This is a genomic window from Micromonospora sp. DT201, assembly GCF_049841575.1.
Lineage (GTDB): Bacteria > Actinomycetota > Actinomycetes > Mycobacteriales > Micromonosporaceae > Micromonospora.
Genome location: NZ_JBNCKP010000019.1, coordinates 83,808 through 102,253, shown reverse-complemented (window position 1 = coordinate 102,253; position 18,446 = coordinate 83,808). Strand labels below are relative to the sequence as shown.

The following is an 18,446-nucleotide window of genomic DNA, read 5'->3' as shown; positions in this document are numbered from 1 at the left end:
CCGGTGTTACCCAGCCAGCCGGTCCGCTACGCCTCGGGTCGTGAACGACCATGTTGAGATCAATAGACAAGAGGGCCATACCCTCTGGGTCGTATCCCGGCGCGATGGCTACCCCTCGGGGGTCTCCCAGACCGTCACGTCGGCCAGATACGTGCCGCTCGCCCGGTCGAACTTCTTGATGGCGAGGTAGGCGACCCGATCCGCCGCCGTCCTGACGCAGAAGCGGCTGTCGTCGGCGATCGGGAGGGTCTCGGTCCCCTGCGTGGAGATGAGGTCGGCGCACTGCTCGCGGGTGGGCCGCGGCACCTCCTCCCAGGCGGCGATGCTGGGCTTCGTGGTGAAGAAGCCGCCGTTGAGGCCGTAGAGCACGTTTTCCGAGGTGCCGTAGTTGACCCAGACGCTCGCCTTGTCGTTGCCGCTCAGCACCTGGGCCGGGACCGAGTCGAGGTCGACGAAGGTCAACCGCACCGGATGCGCCCAGCGAACCTTGTCCGCCGACGAGGAAGGTGTCCCACCCGGATCGGAGGGAGTGGGGCTCGCGCTGACGGTTCCCACTCCGGGACCGGCCGGCAAACCTGCCGACGGGCTCGCGGTGTCCACCTTGGGCGCCGAGGCATTTTCCGGAGGGGGAAAGAGGGTGAACACGCCGGCGATGAGGGCGGCCACGATGGCGAAGACACCACCGATGACAGCCGGCAACACCCCTGCCCGGTGCCCCTGTCGTTCCGCAGGTGCCGGCACCGGTGGGACGGACGTGTTCCCTCGTGGTAACTCCCCCATGGATCCTCCGGTCTGACGCGATCGACGGGCGCCAGTGTATCGACCAGGCGCCCCTCGCTGCCCCGCGGACCGGTGCGGATCGCTGCGACCGTGCGGCCGAAACTCGCTCACCGCGCACCGTGGGCTTCCGGAGTGGTGGTGCCCATGACGGTCTGAGGCAGGCCGGCGGGCGGTCTTCCCGCCTGAGCCCGGCCCGGCCGCTGGACCAGCTGTTGCACGCCCGGCAGTGCGCCCACAGGTGGTAGGGCGCACTGTCGGTGACGATCTACCGGTTGCCGCCCTGGTCGTGTGGGACGGTGACGGTGACGGTGCAGCCTAAAGGTGGGTGAGGACGGACTCAGGCCTCCGTTTGGGCCATGACGCTTGGCGGACCGGCGGATGCCGGTGAACTGCGGGTGGCCCCATCGATGTTGTGCTCGGTGATGAGTGCGGGAAACCAGGTGACGTCCTCAGGGGTGCCGTCATGGGTGCCGCGGTTGTCGTTGGCCAGGTCAGCGACTCGTTGTGCATCGTCGAGGGTGGTCAGCAGCGCAGCACTCCCCGGCCGGATGCCGAGCTTGTCGGGTGTCTGGGTGTCCAGCCGGTAGCAGAGCCAGCTGTGGAAGCGGCCGGTGCCAAAGCCGAGTACCTCGAATCCGAGAATCGTGCCGGGTGGGGTGGCCACAGGTTGCGCGAGGTTCATCCGGATTGGATGTGGAAGGTCGCCGATCCACTTCTCGATCATGGTCGCCAGCTCGGTGGCCACCGTTGCCACCACGCTCATGCTCAGCACGTGAGCGGTGCGGGAGTCCGAAGGCGCGTGCCCCACGGCGTTGGCTGCGTGACGGAAGGATCGGTGCCACGGCTCGAACAGAGGCTGTTGCCACGGCTCGATGTCCCGATCGGCCGGGAGAAAATCGGCAAGGCAGTCGCTGACAGTGGGGACGACGCGCGGTAGGTCGGCGGTCCAGTCCTGTCCGGCTGGTATCCAGCGGAAGCCAGCCACGAACCCGGCCAGCGTGTAGCTCTCGGTGCGCGTCACCTGCTCATGATCGGCGAAGCCGAGCTGTTTCCTGCCCCTGTCGTTCGGATGATCCGTGGGGCGTCGGCGGACCGCTGATAGGGACACGGCCACCCGTGTTGGGGTAGGTCTCTTCGTAACGTGGCTGCCGGCATTAGCAGGACCGGCCCATCAGCCCTCGATGGGCGTTCGGCGGGCACCGACGGGCCAGAGGATCGTGGTCGGGACGCCGTGGTGCCGTGCCCTGTCGATGGTCCGGTCCGTCGACGCGGGGTGCCGGCCAGGTTTGCCGTCCCACACCGCCACGAGTCGCTGCACCCGTCGGACCAGCTCCCGGTTGGCGACCACGTAGGCGGCGGTGTCCGAGCGGTCGTAACCGGTGTGGACGACCGCTGCCGCCCGGTCGAGCAGCTCGTCGAAGGCCAGCCGATTCTCCGGCCTGATCACTGCGGCCCGGTAGTCGCGGGCCGGCAGGATCACCTCGTAGGTGCCGCCCAGTTCGAGGATCGTGCGCGCGAAGACCTGGTCCGCGCCGGCCGCCAGGCAGGTCACGCCGTGCACGGGCCGGTCGCTGATCCGGCCCAATTCGACGCGGAGCGCGTCGGCGACGAGCAGCTCGGTGTCGCGGGTCAGGTTGATGTGCCCGGTCACGCCGACGCGGACCGGGCCGTGGTCAGGCGGCATCCCTCGGGCCTCTCCGCTGCGCGGGCACCGGGGGTGCCAGCCGAATCAGCTCGAACCCGCTGTCGGACAGCACGTCGGGCAATGCCCGGATCCCCTCGCGATTCTGCTCCTGCACGTCGGATGGCAACTCTTGCCACGGCCGCAAGGCGGGATGCCGCCGCTGGACGTCATCACGCGGGTCGCCGTACGTCCAGCCGTCCCCGCGCCGTTCCCGGCACCACCGGTCGTGCTCCAGGCGGGCGAGTTCCTCGATCCGGTCGTCGATGGCCTGCCCGGCGGCCGAGGCGTCACCGGTGCCACCGTGCCGGGGCGCCACGACGCAACCGAGATCCAACAGCTTGGCGGCGATGTCCTGCACGTGGGCCCGGTTGGCCCGCCGCAACGACTCGGGTAGTCGTGACCAGTCCACCATCGCCGGGGCATCGCCGAGTCCTACCCCGGCGCGCTGCTGGGCCTGGACGTACCGCTCGTGGATCTGCCGGGCCAGCCGCTCGGTGAGGTCCTCGGCGATCAGCCGGGCGTCGCAGGCGTGGGTGAGCACCGGATAGAGGCGGAGCTTGCCGTGCACCTCGTCGAGCAGGTCGTGACGGGAGTCGCCGTGGAAGGCCGCGGCGAGCGCCGCCTGCCGGTAGACCGGCACGAAGACGGCACTGTCGGCGACCTGCCACAGGGCGGGCGTGTTCAGCACGAACTGCAGGCCGCTGATCTCGTCCGGTGCGCAGACGTAGATGCGGTCGTAGCGGTCGCGGCCGAGACCGACGACACCGTCGAGATCCAGGTCGTACGCGGTCAACTGGCAGACGGTGGCCAGGAACGGGTAGCGCGACGACGCTAGGGCGATCTCGGTGCCGGCATCCGGTGCCACGACGTCCACCCGCAGGGGTGGCACGGCGTGGCCCCCGGGGGTGTCGGCTCGGGATGCGCGCCAGTGCCGGGCGGTCTCCACCAGGAGAGCCCGGCGGAAGGTGCCGGTGCCCGCGATGAGGATCCTGGTTGGTTGGTCTCCCGCGCTGGGCAGCGGGTGGTGCCGGTGCAGTGCGCGTGCGGCGACGTCGTCGACGTGGAAGTAGTCCAGCCGCAGCCGGCTGGACCCGGCGGCACCGAGTCGTCGGGCCTGCAGGGACAGACACATCTCCGAGTCGTGAACCAGGATGTAGACCCGCGGTGGCTGCCGTCGGTCCTGGATGAGCCGGTTGGCGGTGTTGGCGATGGCGTGGTTGCGGTCGTCGTCCTCGCTGCAGGCGTAAATGGTGTGGGCTCGGGGCAGGCCGGCGCCGCGCAACACCTCAGGGCTGGTCGGGTCGCCGACCACGCCGAGGTACCGGCGCCACCGGTACTCCAGCGGCCCGAATGGCTCGGAGCGCACCACCACCACACGTTCACCATCGGCGAAGAGCCGGTCGGCGAGCATGTGGGCGAACTGGGAGTCGCCGCAGACCAGGACGTGACCACGTGCCCGCCGGGCGCGCAGGCGGCGACTCTCGGCGGCCAGCAGCAGCCGGCTGGCCTCGGCCACGGCGAGGAGCGTGAACAGCGGGGCGGCGAACCGGGCGACCTGCAGCTGCCACGGGTAGGGGCCGGCGTTCTGGAAGGGTTCGGCGCCGAAGACGAAGAGTTGCAGGTCGTAGTAGAGCACGTCGTACGGATCGTGGGCGACGTCCGGTCGGGCTTGGAGCAGGCGCTCGAAGCCGACATAGCCGAGGACGAGAGCGGCCAGCCCGATCACTCCGAAGAGGACCCGCAGACTCCAGCCAGCCGGGCGAGACGAGCCGGCGACCGGATCCGTCATGAGCCCATGGTATTTGACGAGGTCGATCGGATCCTCGCTCGACGCGCACGCGCGTGCACCTACGGCTCCGGATCGATCACGGAAAGTCGTCGGGTCGGGTGTCGGGCAGCGTGGCCAGCAGTTGCCCCGCCAGCCGCCGCACCGCGCCGTCATCCTCCTGATGCGCCAGCCGCACGAGCACCTCCCGGGTCCGGGTGTCCCTGTCGTAGTGACGGGTCAACGCGAGCAGCGCGGTCCGGCGGATCTCCCAGTCATCGTCGTCAGCCAGCCGCAGCAGCAGGTCCCGTACCCCCGTGCGGCCGGCCAGGCTGGCGCCCAGCTGCTCCACGGCCCGGCGGCGCACCTCCAGGGCCGGATCGTCGCGGACCAGCCCGACCAGCAGCACCTGAACCTCCGGGTCGGCGCCGAAGTGCTCGCCGAGCGCGGCGGCGATGCGGGCGCGGATCGCCGGGTCCTGGTCCGACAGGCGGCGCATGAGCCGCAGCGTCACCGCCATGGACGCCGAGCCCTGCTCGGTCAGACAGCGTACGGCCGCATCGAACACGGTCGGGTCGGTGTCGGACTCGACGCATTCCAGCAGCACGTCGGTCACCAGTTCCGGGCTCCCGTACGCGCAGAGGGTCTGTACGGCGGCCAACCGGATGCCGACGTAGCTGTCTCGGCGGGCCCGCCGGCACAGTGTCTCCATCAGGCCCGGGGCGTCGCCGTGGCGGGCGAGCGCCTGGGCGGCGGCGCACAGCACGTTCGGGTCGGGGTCCCGACTGACCTGCTCGGCAAGGCACTCCCGCGCCTCTTGGTCTGGTGGGTCGGCGAGACGGGCCAGGCTACGGGTGACCCGCAGCCGGACGATCGGGTCCCGCTCCTGGGAGGCGCGGCTGATGAGCAGATCTCGGGTCGCGTGGCCGAACAGCGGTCGCCCGGTGAGCAGGTCGACCGCGGCGAGCCGGACGCTCGCGGTCGGATCGCGTCGAGCGCTCTCCAGCAGCAGTTCCCCGGTGCGGTGGTCCGGGTAGGCCTCGGCCAGCGCGCGCACCGCGGCGAGGCGTACCGTCGCGTCCTCGTCGACGTGAGCCGAGCGGGCCACCACGGTCCACCCGGTGTCGTCGGCGCGGTCCCGGTCGATCAGAGCGGTGACCGCGGCGGCCCGCACGGAGGACTCCTCGTCCTGCTCAATCTGATCGATCAGCCGGGCCCGGCAGCGCCCCTCCGGGTCGGGTACGAGCGCCAACCGCTGCACGGCGACCGCGCGGACCCGCGCGGACGTGTCCGAGCAGGCCAGCTTCAGCAACAGCTCGGTGCTCTCCGGGCTGGGTCGCTCCGGCAGCAGCTCGGTCAGAATGCAGCGTCGGACCTCGTCCGGGGAATCGCCGGTGACCCGCTGCAACGCCGTGGTTCGTGCGGTCTCGGCGTACTCCGGCAGAATCAGCAGACCCTTCAGCACGCACTGCACCACACCGGGGTCGGTGTCGGTGGCCAACAGTCGCTGCATCGTCTCGGGTGCGTCCGGCAGGTCGGCGCAACGCGCGGTGAGCACTCCGGCGGCGGCTCGTCGCACCGCGACGGCGGTGTCCCCGGTGGCCGTGGCCAACACCTGACGGACGTCGTCGGAGAGTTCGGACCGGCTGCCGAGGGACTGCACGGCCAGCGCCCGCACCGCGAGATCGGGGGAGTTGGCGAGGTCGCGCAGCACGTCCACGAGGTCGAGGTCGGCGCCGAAGTGGGCGACCAGTGCGCGTACAGCGGCCTGCCGCACCGCGGTGGAGACCTCGGCCTGTGCCTGGGCGAGCAGGAGGTCCCGGCATCGGCGACTGCTGCCGCCGGTGGCCTCGAGGCGGCCGGCGGCCTCGGCCAGCCCGGCGACCAGGGTGAGGTGGGCCTGCCGCTCTCGGCCCTGCCCCAGCTCCCGGACGAGCAGCTCCTCCATCTGCTCCTCGGCGGTGGACAGCACCGCCGCGACCCGGGTGGCGAAGGGAGAGCCGGATCGCCAACTGGTCCGGACCCCACGGCGGCGGTACCAGTGCAGGAAGATCTCCCGGCCGGGCCAACTCGGGCCGAGCGCCCGGATCGAGGACAGCAGCTCCTGCTCGGTGAGATCCACCAGGTTCGGGTCGTCGGCGGAGATGCCATGCTCGATGAGACGCACGACCTGGCGCAGCACGGCGTCGCCCGCGCCGGCCAGTTCGGCGGGCTGCGGCGCCTCGGCCACGCACTGCGCCGCCAACACCAGGTTCCACGGCGGCCCGGTCAGGTTCAGCGGCGGCCACGGTTGAGTGGCCTCGGTGGCGAGCAGGGTGACCAGCTCGTTGGCGGTCTGGGCGGGCAGGGCGCTGGCGACCAGTCGGAGCACCTCCCGCCACGACGGATCGGTCCAGTGCTCGCGAAACAGCGAACGCAGATGATCGAGGCCCCAGGTGGTCGGATCGTGCTCGCATCTGTCCACGATCTCCTCGGCACAGAAGAACTCCAGGAACGCGCGGTGCACGAACCCGAACAGTCGCAGTCCGTACCGTTCCAGGATGAAGCTTCGCTGCCGCAATTTGTCGATCATCGAGTAAGCCATGGCGAGCGCCCGCTCATTCTCAAAACCGTAGAACGCGACGAGGTGGTCCCGGAAGATGCGCGCCAGCTCGTCGGATTCAATGTAGTTTCCGGCAGGGCCGGACTCGCGGAACTGCATCCAATACGCCAGGTGGCGCAGCAGCCGACGCTTCGCCTGCAGGTCCAGCGACGGCACGTCGCCGTGGCTCTCGCGCAGTTGCTTGGTCACATCCCACTCGGAGATCAGTACGTCGGTCACGTGCGCGTAGAGCCGGCGTCGGTTGCGGGGCAGCGGGTGACCCCGGCCGACGATCGCCATGAGCATCAGCAGCAGGGGGTTGCCGGCGATCTCGCGCATCGCTCGGGAACTGCCCACCACGTCGAGGATCTGCCGCCGCTGCCGCTCTGCCTCCGCGGCCGGTGTGGGCATCACGTAGCGGTACCAGTTGCCGAGGAACCTCGCGATCTGCTCGTCGTCGAGATCCTCCAGGGTGAAGTGGTCGAAGCCGGTGTTGGCAAAGGTGTGCCGCTGGTAGCCGGCCGCCCGCGAGGTGACCACGGTCAGCACCCCCGGGTACTCGTTGGCGAACGTGGCGATCTGCGCGGCCACCTCTTCCCGCTGCGCCGGGTCGAAAACCTCGTCCAGGCCGTCGAACAGGAACAGCGCCTGGCCGCCCTGGCGCAGGTACGCCTCCAGCACGTCCTGGTCGACACCGGCCAGCCCCTGCTGGTGGCGGTGGCCGACGTAGTCGAGCAAACCGTCGCACCGGCCGTCCCCGTGATGGGCGGCGTAGGAGCGCAGCTCGATCAGGACGGGAAGGTACCGGTCCAGCGCACTCAGTCGAGGCTCGACGCAGACCCCGGCCAGCGTCAGCGCCATGTACCGCGCGGCCGCGGACTTGCCGGAGCCGGGGTCGCCGAGCAGCACGATCGTGCGGCGGCCCGGGTCGGACACCACATCGAACAACGACAGCTCGTCCTTGGCCGCGTACTCTTCCCAGAGCCGCTCCACCTCCTCCGGGTTGACTACCCCGGGCAGCCCGCCGACGTCGTCGCCCGGCGTGGACCCGGCCCAACGCCACCACGCCAGCGGCATCTCCGGTCGCGCGTCCTCGTGGACGCGGGGCTCCACGAACACCTTGGGCAGCCCGACGGTGAGATAGCCGATGGTGGGACGCGGTGAGACCGCGTCCACCGAGACGGCCTGGTATCTCAGCGACAACTGCTTGTAGTACTGGTTGCGGACGGCCGTCGGCAGGTGGGTGTCCGGGTCGGCGGGCTCGCGCGCCGGGGACCTGCCACTGCGTACGTCGGCCAGTGCGGCGGTCACCTTGGCGGTGAGGTCGTCCACGCCGGAGAAGAAGGCGCAGAGGTGGCGCTCCTTGAGCTCACGGCGCAACGCGACGATTTGCTGCCAGTCGGCATCCCGGTCGATCATGTCGACCGGCCAGGGCGTGTCCTCCGCGAGCAGGAAGACCAGGCAGGGCTTGCCCGCCGCGAGCGCCTCCCGGTATTCCAACTCCGTGATGGAGGACTCCTGGCCGGGCGGCCGGAACCCGTACCGCCAGGCGAACAGCCCCACGTAGAGGTCACACCGGCGCACGTCAGCGAGGCAGCGTTCCAGAGGCGGCCGGATGTCGGCGCCGTACGCCTCCATGGCCACGTCGTCGATCTCCAGACGGCGAGCCACGGCGTGCACGGCAGCGCGGTATTCCAGCAGGTCCTTTTGAGTGGCCGAAATGTAGACCTTCATGAACGGCAAACTCCAGGGGGTGGCTGGCGACCGCACCATTGAAAATATCAGCCGTTGTCACGTCCGTCCGACCCGCGAACACTCCGAACGCCCGCCGTAGATGGGATTCCCGTCGACCCCGGGCCTATGATGCCATCAACAGACACGGATCCGGGCGGTCGAATCTCGTACTCGTGAGTTTCGGGTTGTCCGACGCGGATCCGCGTCAGTGCCGGTCGCGAGGGGTGTACGTCAATCAGCATGAGCCGCATCCCGCGGGATGAACGCAGGTCGGTGGCAGCGTTGCGGAGGAAGCCATGCTCACGGTCGGTGAGGTGCACACCAGCCTTCTGCAGCACAGCACGGCGTTGGCCCAGGAGCAGAGCGCCGAAGTACTCAGCCTGATCGAGGGCGAGGCCGTGTTGACCTCCCGGCGTCCATCGCTGTACGCGGTGTCACCCGATGTCCGCACCGGTGTCGACTGCTGGCTCCCGAGCGCCAGAAAGCGCCAGTTACGTGGGGTGGGAGCCGTCGTCACCCGGGCCATCATCACCGGCGGCCGGATCGTGCAGGCCTCCTCGGTCATCCACGTCGTCGCCGGTGAGCGCCGCCAGCCGTGGTCGCACTATCTGGCCAACCCCGGCGTCCTGGAGACGGTCGGCAAGCTGGACGTCGCCGACCTGAGCGCGGGCTTCCTGCAGGGCAACAACGCCGACGTGCTGAACCTGGAGGCGATCACCAGCAGGGTGCTCGACGGTGTGCAGATGTCCGACCTGCTGGACCGACGCCCGCCTCTGCGCACCGCCCGCACACGGCTGCGCTGGACCGCGCAGGCCGACGAGCGTCCGAACCGGGACGTCTCGGCGGTGGTCACCGTGGACTCGCCCACCCTGCGTACGGTCGAACTCGTGCTCGACCCGCAGGACGTGCCGGCCGCCGTGGCCGGGCTCTGCGAAGATCTCGCGTTGCACGACTGGCTGCTGACCGTGCTGTCCTCGCTGGTGGAGTCCGCGGTCACCCGATCGGCCTCCGGGCAGGAGCACGTCGACCGGCTGCGGCCGGTGCTGGAGCACCTGCTGCACCTGTGGCTGCCCGGCGCGCGAGTGCACCCGCGGCTGCGGCCCATCTGGGACCAGTTGGAGCAGGTACCCGGGTTCAGCCGTCAGTGGAACTCGTCGGTCAACTGGATCCGGGATCAGATCAGCGTGAGCAACATGGCTCTGCTGCGCGACCTGGCCGGCCGGGTGGCCGTCGACGAGCCGTGCGGACGCTGAGCACGCTCAGTCGCTGATGAACACGTAGCTCAGCCGGTCGACCAGCTCGCTGGGCAGGTGCAGGCCCTCGCCACCGGCCCGTTTGGCGACCTGCTGCGCGACCGCCGGCGGCACCGCCACCTGGCCGAGGATGGTCCGTACAGCCAGCTCCACCGGCAGGTACTGGGTGCCCATCAGGGTCAGCGTGCGATACGCGCAGAACGGCGCGGCCGCCGGGTTCAGCTGGACGATCGCCGGCAGTTCGTCCCAGTCCGTCGGCAGCTCGCCGGTGAGCCGGCACGGCTGCGTCATCGTCTCGCCCCGATGCCGTAGCACGCCGAGTCGGGTCATCTGCCAGACCGAGGCGAGCAGGGCGCAGGCCCACACGCGGGCGTCCGGCTCGTCGGACCAGAGCTCGATGTCGACGAAGATGGAGTGCCGGGGATCGCCGGACTGCAACGGCGGAGACCACGGACGTGGCAGGGTCATCGCCGGCGCGTCGACGTGCCCGGGGGACCGCTTACCGTTGGACAGCCAACCCGACTCGCTCAACGGTGGACGACTCCCGGTGGTGTGCCGAGGTGGTTCCACCACCAGTGTGTCGACCACCAACCGGGCCAGTTCGGCACCGTCGTGTCGGGCGAAGCTGGACTCCCGGGCCACGTAGTCCAAGATCAGGCCGTGCTCCGCTGCGGCGCTCTGCACCTGCGGGATCACCTCGCGGGGGGTACCGAAGCGGTGGAAGTAGTCGTCCAACATGAAGCAGGTGCTGATCCGCGGCTCCCGGTGTGCAGGCAGCCCTCGTCGGGCCAGAGCCGGGATCGCGGCCGACCAGTCCGCGATCCGCTCGAACTTGCGCCTCAGCTCCTCACACCCGTCGCCGAAGTCCTCCGCGTAGAAGTGCCCCAGTTCCACGGACAGATGCGAGTACGCCACGCTCTCTGTACGACGCACCGCAGCTGCCTCCTGGAACCTGACATCCATGCCGATCACGCGGTGTCCCATGCCGTCTCGTCGAAAAGCTTCTCGGTCAGGTCAACGAAGGCGTCCACCGTCTTGACGTTGGCAATCTTGGATTGCACGTCGTGATCGGAGATCAGCTGCTCCCGCCACTGCAGCAGAGGATCCAGCGGCACCACGCCGAGCAGCGTCGTACGCCCGACACCTCGTCGTCGGGCCAGCTCCGACAGCTCCGCGTCGCACTTACGCAGGAAGGCCTGCTGGGCGAGGCCGAGGTGACCGACCTCCGGGCCACGTGAGTCGATCACCGCCGTACGGATGAAGCGCAGCGACTCCCGTAGCCTGTCCGGCTCGTGGCCGTACTCCTTGCCCATGGCCACGATCCCACCCGCCTCGAAGGCCAGGTCCGCCGCTGCGGTGACGTGCTGGGGAGTCCACCGGTGGAAGACCAGCCAGCGCACGGAGACCTTGCGCAGGGTCGAGGTCGCGGTGGCGGCCAGCGCGATCTGACTGGCGTACGACCGGCCGGCGCTGAGGTCCACCAGGGTCAGGTCGAACTCCTCCTCCAGCCGGAGGAAGAGCTCGGCGCAGCGCTTGGCGATGTCGTTGGTGAAACCGAACTCGCTACCGTTGCGTTGCCCCGGCAAGAGCACCAGCGGACCGGACCCGATGGGCCTCTGACGCAGGCTGGCACGTTCGGAGGTGCCCCACACGTCCAACTGCTCCGGAGACGGGATCTCCCCGCGCAAATATCGGTGCAGGCCGCCACCGTTGGGCCCGGCGCCCTCCACGCCATTGACGGCCTGCGGAATCTGGAACGTGATGCCGGCGGTCGGCGAGCCGAAGTCGTAATCCAGGTAGCAGGTGGGGCGACCGGACAACGCGCTGCGGTAGGCGATGTTCGCCGCGGTCACCGACCGTCCGGTGCCGCCCTTGTGCGACGTGACGAAGACCAGCATTCAGATCCCCTCGCTGGCCTTCTGCTGCCCGGTGGCGACGTCGTTGAGCAGCAGCAGGAGAGTGTTCACCAGAGCGGCCGCCGTGCCGGGACGCTCGTCAACCAGCAGCTGTGCCTGGCCCAGACTGGCTCGGATGCTGCGCATGCTGCGCTGCATCGCGTCACCGTCGAAGGTGCCGCGCATCAACTCCCGGTCGAACAGGTATTCGGCCTCGTCGATGAGATCCTGCGCGTAGCCGGCCAGCCGGCCGGCTCGTGGGAACGGCCGCTCCCACAGCAGCTGACCGGAGGTGACCAGAGCCTGCACCACCCGCTCGGTCAGATACCAGGAGGGTGCGTCCGGCTTCGGCGCCAGGCCGGGAAAAGCACCACCGGCGTGGTCCCACAGCCCCTGGTGCCGGCCGTCCGGGATGCGCCGCAGCAGCAGGTGGTCCCACACCTCGTCGGCCAACTCGAGCAGTTCACTGCGCCGTCGGGCGTTGCTCAGCAGACCGGCGACGGTGGACGCCCGCTGCAGCAGCACCGTGGAGAACTCGTTCACGTTCCACGTCATGATCGGCTTTGACGTGTCGTCGTTCAGGGTCACCCGCTTGCCTGGCGCGTGCACGAACAGCGCTGGCTCACCGGGCGACGCCCGCCGGGTGATCCGCGCCCGCTGCGCCAGCTCCACCAGCACCGAGGCGATCCGCCCGAGCTCCTCGTCACCGCCGCGCCCGACGGCGATCAGGCCCTTCACCGCCAGCGACGTGGCCTGGAGGGTGTAGTAGTCGGTCCGGTCACCGTCGGTCGTCCGCCAGGGGATGTCCTCGATGGGCCACCGCCGCCGGTTGCCGAAGGTCGCCACCGTCGCCCAGTACGTCCGGGTGAGCTCCCAGCGCAGTTGCAGCGCCCGGGACAGCCGCTGCTGCTCCTCGTTGAGCAACCCGAGCAGCCGGGTGCGTTCGGAGTTCAGGTCCTCGATCGCGTCCATCGCGATCACCGTGAAGTAGAGGTAAGGAGCGTTCTCCGCAGAGCCCTCACGCTGCGGGCCGATCGGCTCGGTGGTCGGAACCTCCTCGGCCCCGGAGATGATCCCCCACGACCAGCCGCACTCGAACAGCATCTCGCTGTTGTCCAGGTCCTCGGTCACCCGACCCGACCCGATGACCACGCTACGCAGGCTCGCCATCGTGTCCCGCAACTGCTCGCGCAGCGCCGCCACCAGCTCGCGGCGCGGCAGCTCGTCCTGGTTGACCATGTCGCACAGACGAATGCCGTACTCGTCGGTGGAGGTGAAGACGAAGGTGCTGAAGCTGCGGAGCAGGCCGACCATCGCCGCCGTGAGGCGCGCGCTCGCCATCGCCTCCAGTTCATCCAGTTGCGCCAAGGTGTCGCGCCGCTGGGTGGAGCTCCGGTAGACCTTGGCGAAACCGATCGTCGCCAGCGTGAGCGTGATCGACACCGCGAACGAGTCGACGATGTCCAGGGAACGCTGCTCGTCGGTGAGCTCCGGGCCGCCTTCCAGTGGGGTGAGGTAACTGCCCCCGCCGAAGACCGGAGTGCCGGCGTCGTCGGTGTACCGCCGGAAATAGTCGATCATCACGCTGACCAGCCGGCGGGGAATCTCGATCGCGCCGCCGAGCGGGCTGAGCGCCTCGATCACCTTTTGGTCGGCGCGGTCCGGGTCGTCCAGTGACAACACGGGGACCTTGGCCGCGGGGAGCAACAGGGTCAGCAGTTGCTCAGCGTCGCTGATCGAGTTGCTACCACTTCGGCTACCCCAGTGCCATTCACCGTTCGCCCAGCAACTGCGAACCGTAGCCCGCCAGATGTCGAGAATCGCCTGGCGCGGCTGCATCCGCATGATCCACCGCCGTCTGTTGTAGTCGTCGACTCGAAACCTCTGGTATTGCCGTGCCCACGATGGTCCACGATGACGTACAGCATCATGGTAGCGGGCCAGTCGAGTGCCACTTGAAAGGCTTCGATGGCCGTGTGTCGGCGCATCCCACAGGCACGCATCGGCGCTATCCGCGGGTACGGCCGGTGGCCAGCAGCATGCTCAAATACCCGTCCCGCAGCGGCGGCTTGGGCCGCACCTCGTGGACGTCCAGGTCGTCGGCGCCCGCCGCGATGCTGGCCACCACGTCGGCGCGCTGCAGTGCCACCGCCGGGAACATCCGCCGACCGACGCTGTAGCCGACGGACCCGAGCATGACCGTCACGGCGAAGGGCGACCCGGGCCGCAGCGCGTCCAGAAACCGACCGATCGCGCGCTCGGCCTCGGCCCGGTCGGCCGAGATGGAGCAGGCCACGAAGAACATCGTGCCGGCGTTCCAGGCGTGCCTCGGCAGGGTGAAAACGCTGGCCCGCACCACCCGGCCCACCTGAGCCAGGCGCCGGCGCGGGTCCGCCAGTGCCGCGTACGCCGGGTGCTCCGCGCACACCTGCCAGTACGGGTCCCAGAGCTCATCGTACCTGTCGACCTGCGTGCGCAGCCAGTTCACGTTCGCCGTCGACCATTCACACAGGTCGACGGCCTTCGCGAACGGCAGAAGCGACAGCGCCGGGTACAGATTCGCTCCCGACCCCACGTCGACGCACCGCGCGTCGGAGAGCTTCGCCTCCGCGAAGAAGTCTCGGGTGCGGCAGAGGATCTCCCGATCGTCGGACCGCAGATCCGCGTAGTTGTGCCGGACATATGCCTGCGGGTCGAAGCTGTCCCACTCGACGTCGGAATTGACCGGACTCGGCGACTGAATCGGCGAGTGTGGCGTCGACTCGCCGCAACCGCCACCAGTCGCCGGGGTCAACGCCATAGACGTGCCTCCATCGGGTCGGCGGATCACATTCGGCGCTGAAGCGGCGCTCAGTGCACTGCCCATTATGTATCGGAGGTGGTGTTGGCTCACAAGTGCAGGAACTTCACCATCCACCCGGAATGACGACGACAGGACGGTGGCCGACTGCCGACAACCCGACATCTCGGCGAGCAGGCCACATCTCCCAGCACTATGACTTAAGGTGAAAAGCAGACACGGCCTCTGTCATCCGATGCGCGACGCGTGCGGTGTGCGGCGTCGCGACAGCCGACGTCATCCGACCTGGCCCGGGCGTCCCGAGAAGGGCCGCCGGCATTCACGTTTCCAGCCGAAGAACGGACCGATGACCGAGGGAACACTGACTGCCGACGCCCGCGTCCTCCGCCCCTGCTGAGATGGACTGGGCAGGATGGGCGCTGTTCGGATTGGTCGCCACTGCGGCGCTCACCGCGGTGCTGATCACTGCTCAACTGGCCGGCCTCACTCGCCTCGACTTTCCCCTGGTACTCGGAACCCTCGTCACCGAGGATCCCGACCGGGCCCGGGTCATCGGGTTCTTCATCCACCTCTGCGCCGGTCAGGGCTTCGCGCTCGGCTACGCGGCCACGTTCGCCCTACTGGACCGCGCCACCTGGTGGATCGGAGCACTGCTCGGGACCGTTCACGTCGGGATCGCGCTGACGGTGCTCCTGCCGCTGCTTCCGGGTGTCCACCCGCGCATGGCGTCCCAGCGGGCGGGCCCGGCCAGCACGGCCGTCCTGGAGCCACCCGGCCTCTTCGCCGTCAACTACGGCGTCCAGACCCCAGTCGTCGCGGGTGTCGTCCACGTCATCTACGGGGTGGTCCTGGGGCTGCTCCTTCACACCGACTGACCTGCACGCCAGGTCTCGTCAGGAGCGAGCTCGATGGCCGGTGGGTCCGACACGACGACTCCCCCTCGCCCAGCGCCGATCAGCGACTACGGGCTGCTGGGTGACACCCGCACCGCGGCCCTCGTCGCCGGTGACGGCGGGATCGACTGGCTCTGCGTGCCCCGCTTCGACGGCGAGCCCCTCTTCGGCCGGCTGATCGGGGGCCCCGAGGCGGGAACGTTCCGGGTCGGCCCCGCCCGACCGGCCACGGTCGCCGAACGACGCTACCGGCAGCACACCGCCACCCTGGAGACCACATGGGCGGTGGGCAGCAGCCTGCTCACCCTCACCGAGGCCATGGTGGCCGAGGTCAGCGGCCGCCTGCTGCCCACGACACTGATCGTGCGACGGCTGTCCGTCGAGGACACGCCGGTCGAGGCCGTCGTCGAGTTCGATCCCCGCCTCGGCGTACGGCACCGCCGGCCCCGGGTCCAACACCGGGGCTCGGACCTGGTTTGTCAGTGGGGGTCGCTCGCGGTCTCGCTGGGCAGCTCACCCAAGCTCACCATCGAACCAGGTCGGCCCACCCTGATCAGGGTTCGACCGGGCAGACCGGTCACCCTCGTGCTGGCCGTGGCCTACCGCGAACCGCTGATCCACGTCGAGCCCGCATGGGCCTGGGAACTGCTCGACGAGGACGAGGAGCGCTGGCGCGCCTGGACCGCAGAGGTCGACGGGTCACTACCCTTCCGGGAAGAGGTCATACGAAGCCTGCTGACCATCCGGCTGCTGACCTACTCGCCCTCGCGAGCGCCAGTGGCCGCACCCACCACGTCACTGCCCGAAGACCCCGGCGGGGGACGGAACTGGGACTACCGCTATGTCTGGCCCCGTGACGCCAGCATCGGTGTGAGTGCGTTCCTCAGCGTCGGCAAACCCGACGAGGCCCGTGGTTTCCTCGCGTGGCTGCTGCACGCGAGCCGGCTACAGCGGCCACGCCTGCCAGCAATGCTCACCCTTCATGGCCGCGACGTACCGGCAGAACGGGAACTGCCCGGTTGGCCCGGCTATCTCGGCAGCGTCCCGGTACGGATCGGCAACGGCGCCGCCGGGCAACACCAACTCGACGGCTACGGCTGGCTGATCGACGCCGCCTGGGCGTTCACGCAGGCCGGACACCGCCTCCACAGCGAGACGTGGCGGGCGGTGCGCGGTTTCGCCGACGTGGTCGTCACGTGTTGGCAGGAGCCCGACGCCGGCATCTGGGAGGTCCGCGAACCCAGCCAACACGTCCATTCCAAGCTCATGGGTTGGCTCGCCCTGGACCGCGCCCTGGCCATCGCCGACACCCACCCCCTGCCGGACCGCCAACGTCGACGCTGGCAGGAATCCCGAGCTGCCATCGCCGCCGAGGTCCGGACGCGCGGCTTCGACCCAACGGTGGCCAGCTACGTTCGCACCTACGGCTCCCCGGACCTCGACGCGGCCCTGCTCGTCCTGCCGCTGCTCGAGATGGACAGCATCGATTCGCCCCGTGTACGGGGCACCATCGACGCCATTCGCGAACGGCTCTCCACCGGCGGCCCGCTCCTCTACCGCTACCCGCCGGGACGTGACGGCCTCCCCGGCAGCGAGGGCGCGTTCCTGCCCTGCTCATTCTGGCTCGTTCAAGCCCTCGCCCGTACCGGACGCCGCCGCGAGGCGATCGAGCTGTTCCAGACCATGCTCGACTACGCCAGCCCACTCGGCCTCTACGCCGAAGAGCTGGACCCTGAGACCGGCGCTCACCTCGGCAACTACCCCCAGACCCTGACCCACGCCGCGCTCATCCAGGCCGCACTCGCCATTCGAGACGTCCCCACCGGTGATCCCGGAGCCTGATCCCGGGCCAGCCCTGGTCGAACCGCTGCGCAGCCGACGGCCGCGGCGCCGGAGAGCGCCGCTGCCGTCGACCGTCCCGATCGCTGATGGGGCCGGCCTGCGCAGTGTGCGGAGTGTCAGCCCCTCACGCCGATCCTCGTCCGAGTGCCCTCCAGCGCCGCCTCTGCGAAGATCGCTTCGCCGAGGCGGCGCCGCACTGTCTGCAGCGTCCGATGCCGCCACCGAGCTGGGCATCTCCACGCGAGCGGGCAACGTGGACCGGCTACCACCACCTGTACCCGTACGGCAGAATTCGGTTAGTGAAGTTCAACTTTGACGTCGGTGTCCGGGAGCGGCACGAGGTGACCTTCTCGTTCAGCAAGTTCTGGGGAGGCCTGTCGATCCTGGTAGACGGCCAGCCCGTCCGCCAGGAGCTGCGGGTCCTGTCGGTCGAGCTAGTCAAGCGGTACGAGTTTGTGGTCGGCCAGGAGGAACGTCACTCGGTGCTCATCGAGAAGGAGCGCAAGCTTCTCTTCGCGGGCTTCCGGCCGCAGCAGATCAGGGCCTATGTCGACGGGCATCTGGTCGCCGAGCACACTGCCTGAGCAAGGCCACGTGCCTCCAACACGCCGCCCCACAGAAGGTGGCGGCTGCAGCACGATGTGTGAGCCGATGTCGGTGGCGGGGCCATCGGTCGGCGTACACGGGGGCTTGGCTCATGGGTTTTGCAGTCGACGTGGCCGCGCTGCGCGGCCTTCCGCCGTTGTTCGAACGCTTCCACGCTGCTGACCACACCGTCAGCTGCGCCAGGCGATCGTCGGTGCTGGTTACCTTTATCGTCGAGGCATGCCCCGGGAAACCATTGAATCCGTCGCTCGCTCCCATGCCATCACCGCGGCGGCGGTTCTGCAGCAACTGGTCGATCTACGCGCCTACCCCCACCGGCACCTTGCCGTGGCCGCCTATGCCCCTGGCGGGGGCAGCATCAGCCAGGCGCTCGCCGCCGCCGACTACCTCAGCCACACGGGGTGGGAGCTCGTCAATGTGACGGAGGTTGGGAGCAGCAGGACACTGCACGCGATCATGCGACGCACCTGAGTCAACAGATGTCGGACCCGTCGGCACGTCAGCGGTCGACCTGACGGCATAGCCTGGAGAGATAGGCGAAATTCAACGTCACCGTTGTGCGAGAGGAGAGCGTAGTGGACGGATCTTCCACGACGTCTGTCACCACTCCGCG

General features: G+C 69.3%; 14 protein-coding genes. 5 read left to right on the top strand and 9 right to left on the bottom strand.

Features of this window, described 5'->3' with window-relative positions:
• Positions 1 to 108 precede the first annotated feature (108 nt).
• The 5 genes from ACLQ28_RS26535 to ACLQ28_RS26515 form a co-directional block, all read right to left on the bottom strand.
• Entirely contained in the window at positions 109 to 741 is a 633-nt protein-coding gene (locus ACLQ28_RS26535) for a hypothetical protein (protein ID WP_425688984.1), read from the bottom strand.
• A 376-nt stretch (positions 742 to 1,117) separates the two neighbouring features.
• Positions 1,118 to 1,801 carry a hypothetical protein gene (locus ACLQ28_RS26530; RefSeq protein ID WP_425688983.1) on the bottom strand — a complete coding sequence of 228 codons (684 nt, stop codon included), beginning with the start codon at positions 1,799 to 1,801 and terminating at the stop codon, positions 1,118 to 1,120.
• Positions 1,802 to 1,951: 150 nt separating this feature from the next.
• Entirely contained in the window at positions 1,952 to 2,464 is a 513-nt protein-coding gene (locus ACLQ28_RS26525; RefSeq protein ID WP_425688982.1) for a hypothetical protein, read from the bottom strand.
• Positions 2,454 to 4,253 carry a RyR domain-containing protein gene (locus ACLQ28_RS26520; RefSeq protein ID WP_425688981.1) on the bottom strand — a complete coding sequence of 600 codons (1,800 nt, stop codon included), beginning with the start codon at positions 4,251 to 4,253 and terminating at the stop codon, positions 2,454 to 2,456. Before ACLQ28_RS26520 ends, ACLQ28_RS26525 begins: the two co-directional genes overlap by 11 nt.
• 76 nt (positions 4,254 to 4,329) lie before the next feature.
• Entirely contained in the window at positions 4,330 to 8,544 is a 4,215-nt protein-coding gene (locus ACLQ28_RS26515) for a HEAT repeat domain-containing protein (protein ID WP_425688980.1), read from the bottom strand.
• 296 nt (positions 8,545 to 8,840) lie between these two features.
• On the opposite strand from ACLQ28_RS26515, the gene ACLQ28_RS26510 reads away from it, so the two are divergent.
• The gene (locus ACLQ28_RS26510; RefSeq protein ID WP_425688979.1) at positions 8,841 to 9,797 is read left to right on the top strand and encodes an SCO2521 family protein; all 957 of its coding nucleotides are present in this window, start codon (positions 8,841 to 8,843) and stop codon (positions 9,795 to 9,797) included.
• 6 nt (positions 9,798 to 9,803) lie between these two features.
• On the opposite strand, the gene ACLQ28_RS26505 is transcribed toward ACLQ28_RS26510, so the two are convergent.
• The 4 genes from ACLQ28_RS26505 to ACLQ28_RS26490 all read right to left on the bottom strand — a co-directional run bounded on the left by ACLQ28_RS26505 (position 9,804) and on the right by ACLQ28_RS26490 (position 14,492).
• Positions 9,804 to 10,781: an SCO2522 family protein gene (locus ACLQ28_RS26505; RefSeq protein WP_425688978.1), complete on the bottom strand. Its 978-nt coding sequence runs from the start codon at positions 10,779 to 10,781 to the stop codon at positions 9,804 to 9,806.
• Positions 10,766 to 11,695 (bottom strand): SCO2523 family variant P-loop protein, encoded by a 930-nt coding sequence (locus tag ACLQ28_RS26500; RefSeq protein ID WP_425688977.1) that lies wholly within the window; start codon positions 11,693 to 11,695, stop codon positions 10,766 to 10,768. Before ACLQ28_RS26500 ends, ACLQ28_RS26505 begins: the two co-directional genes overlap by 16 nt.
• Complete coding sequence (locus ACLQ28_RS26495) at positions 11,696 to 13,537, bottom strand: SCO2524 family protein (RefSeq protein WP_425688976.1); 1,842 nt, start codon at positions 13,535 to 13,537, stop codon at positions 11,696 to 11,698.
• Between the two features lie 163 nt (positions 13,538 to 13,700).
• Positions 13,701 to 14,492, bottom strand: a complete 792-nt coding sequence (locus ACLQ28_RS26490) for an SCO2525 family SAM-dependent methyltransferase (RefSeq protein WP_425688975.1) — start codon at positions 14,490 to 14,492, stop codon at positions 13,701 to 13,703.
• 398 nt (positions 14,493 to 14,890) lie between these two features.
• Between ACLQ28_RS26490 and ACLQ28_RS26485 the strand changes: the two genes are divergently transcribed.
• The 4 genes from ACLQ28_RS26485 to ACLQ28_RS26470 all read left to right on the top strand — a co-directional run bounded on the left by ACLQ28_RS26485 (position 14,891) and on the right by ACLQ28_RS26470 (position 18,304).
• Complete coding sequence (locus ACLQ28_RS26485; protein ID WP_425688974.1) at positions 14,891 to 15,367, top strand: hypothetical protein; 477 nt, start codon at positions 14,891 to 14,893, stop codon at positions 15,365 to 15,367.
• Positions 15,368 to 15,400: 33 nt separating this feature from the next.
• Complete coding sequence (locus ACLQ28_RS26480; protein ID WP_425688973.1) at positions 15,401 to 17,227, top strand: glycoside hydrolase family 15 protein; 1,827 nt, start codon at positions 15,401 to 15,403, stop codon at positions 17,225 to 17,227.
• A 299-nt stretch (positions 17,228 to 17,526) separates the two neighbouring features.
• Entirely contained in the window at positions 17,527 to 17,811 is a 285-nt protein-coding gene (locus tag ACLQ28_RS26475; protein WP_425688972.1) for a hypothetical protein, read from the top strand.
• Positions 17,812 to 18,052: 241 nt separating this feature from the next.
• Positions 18,053 to 18,304 (top strand): transcriptional regulator, encoded by a 252-nt coding sequence (locus ACLQ28_RS26470; protein ID WP_425688971.1) that lies wholly within the window; start codon positions 18,053 to 18,055, stop codon positions 18,302 to 18,304.
• Positions 18,305 to 18,446 lie beyond the last annotated feature (142 nt).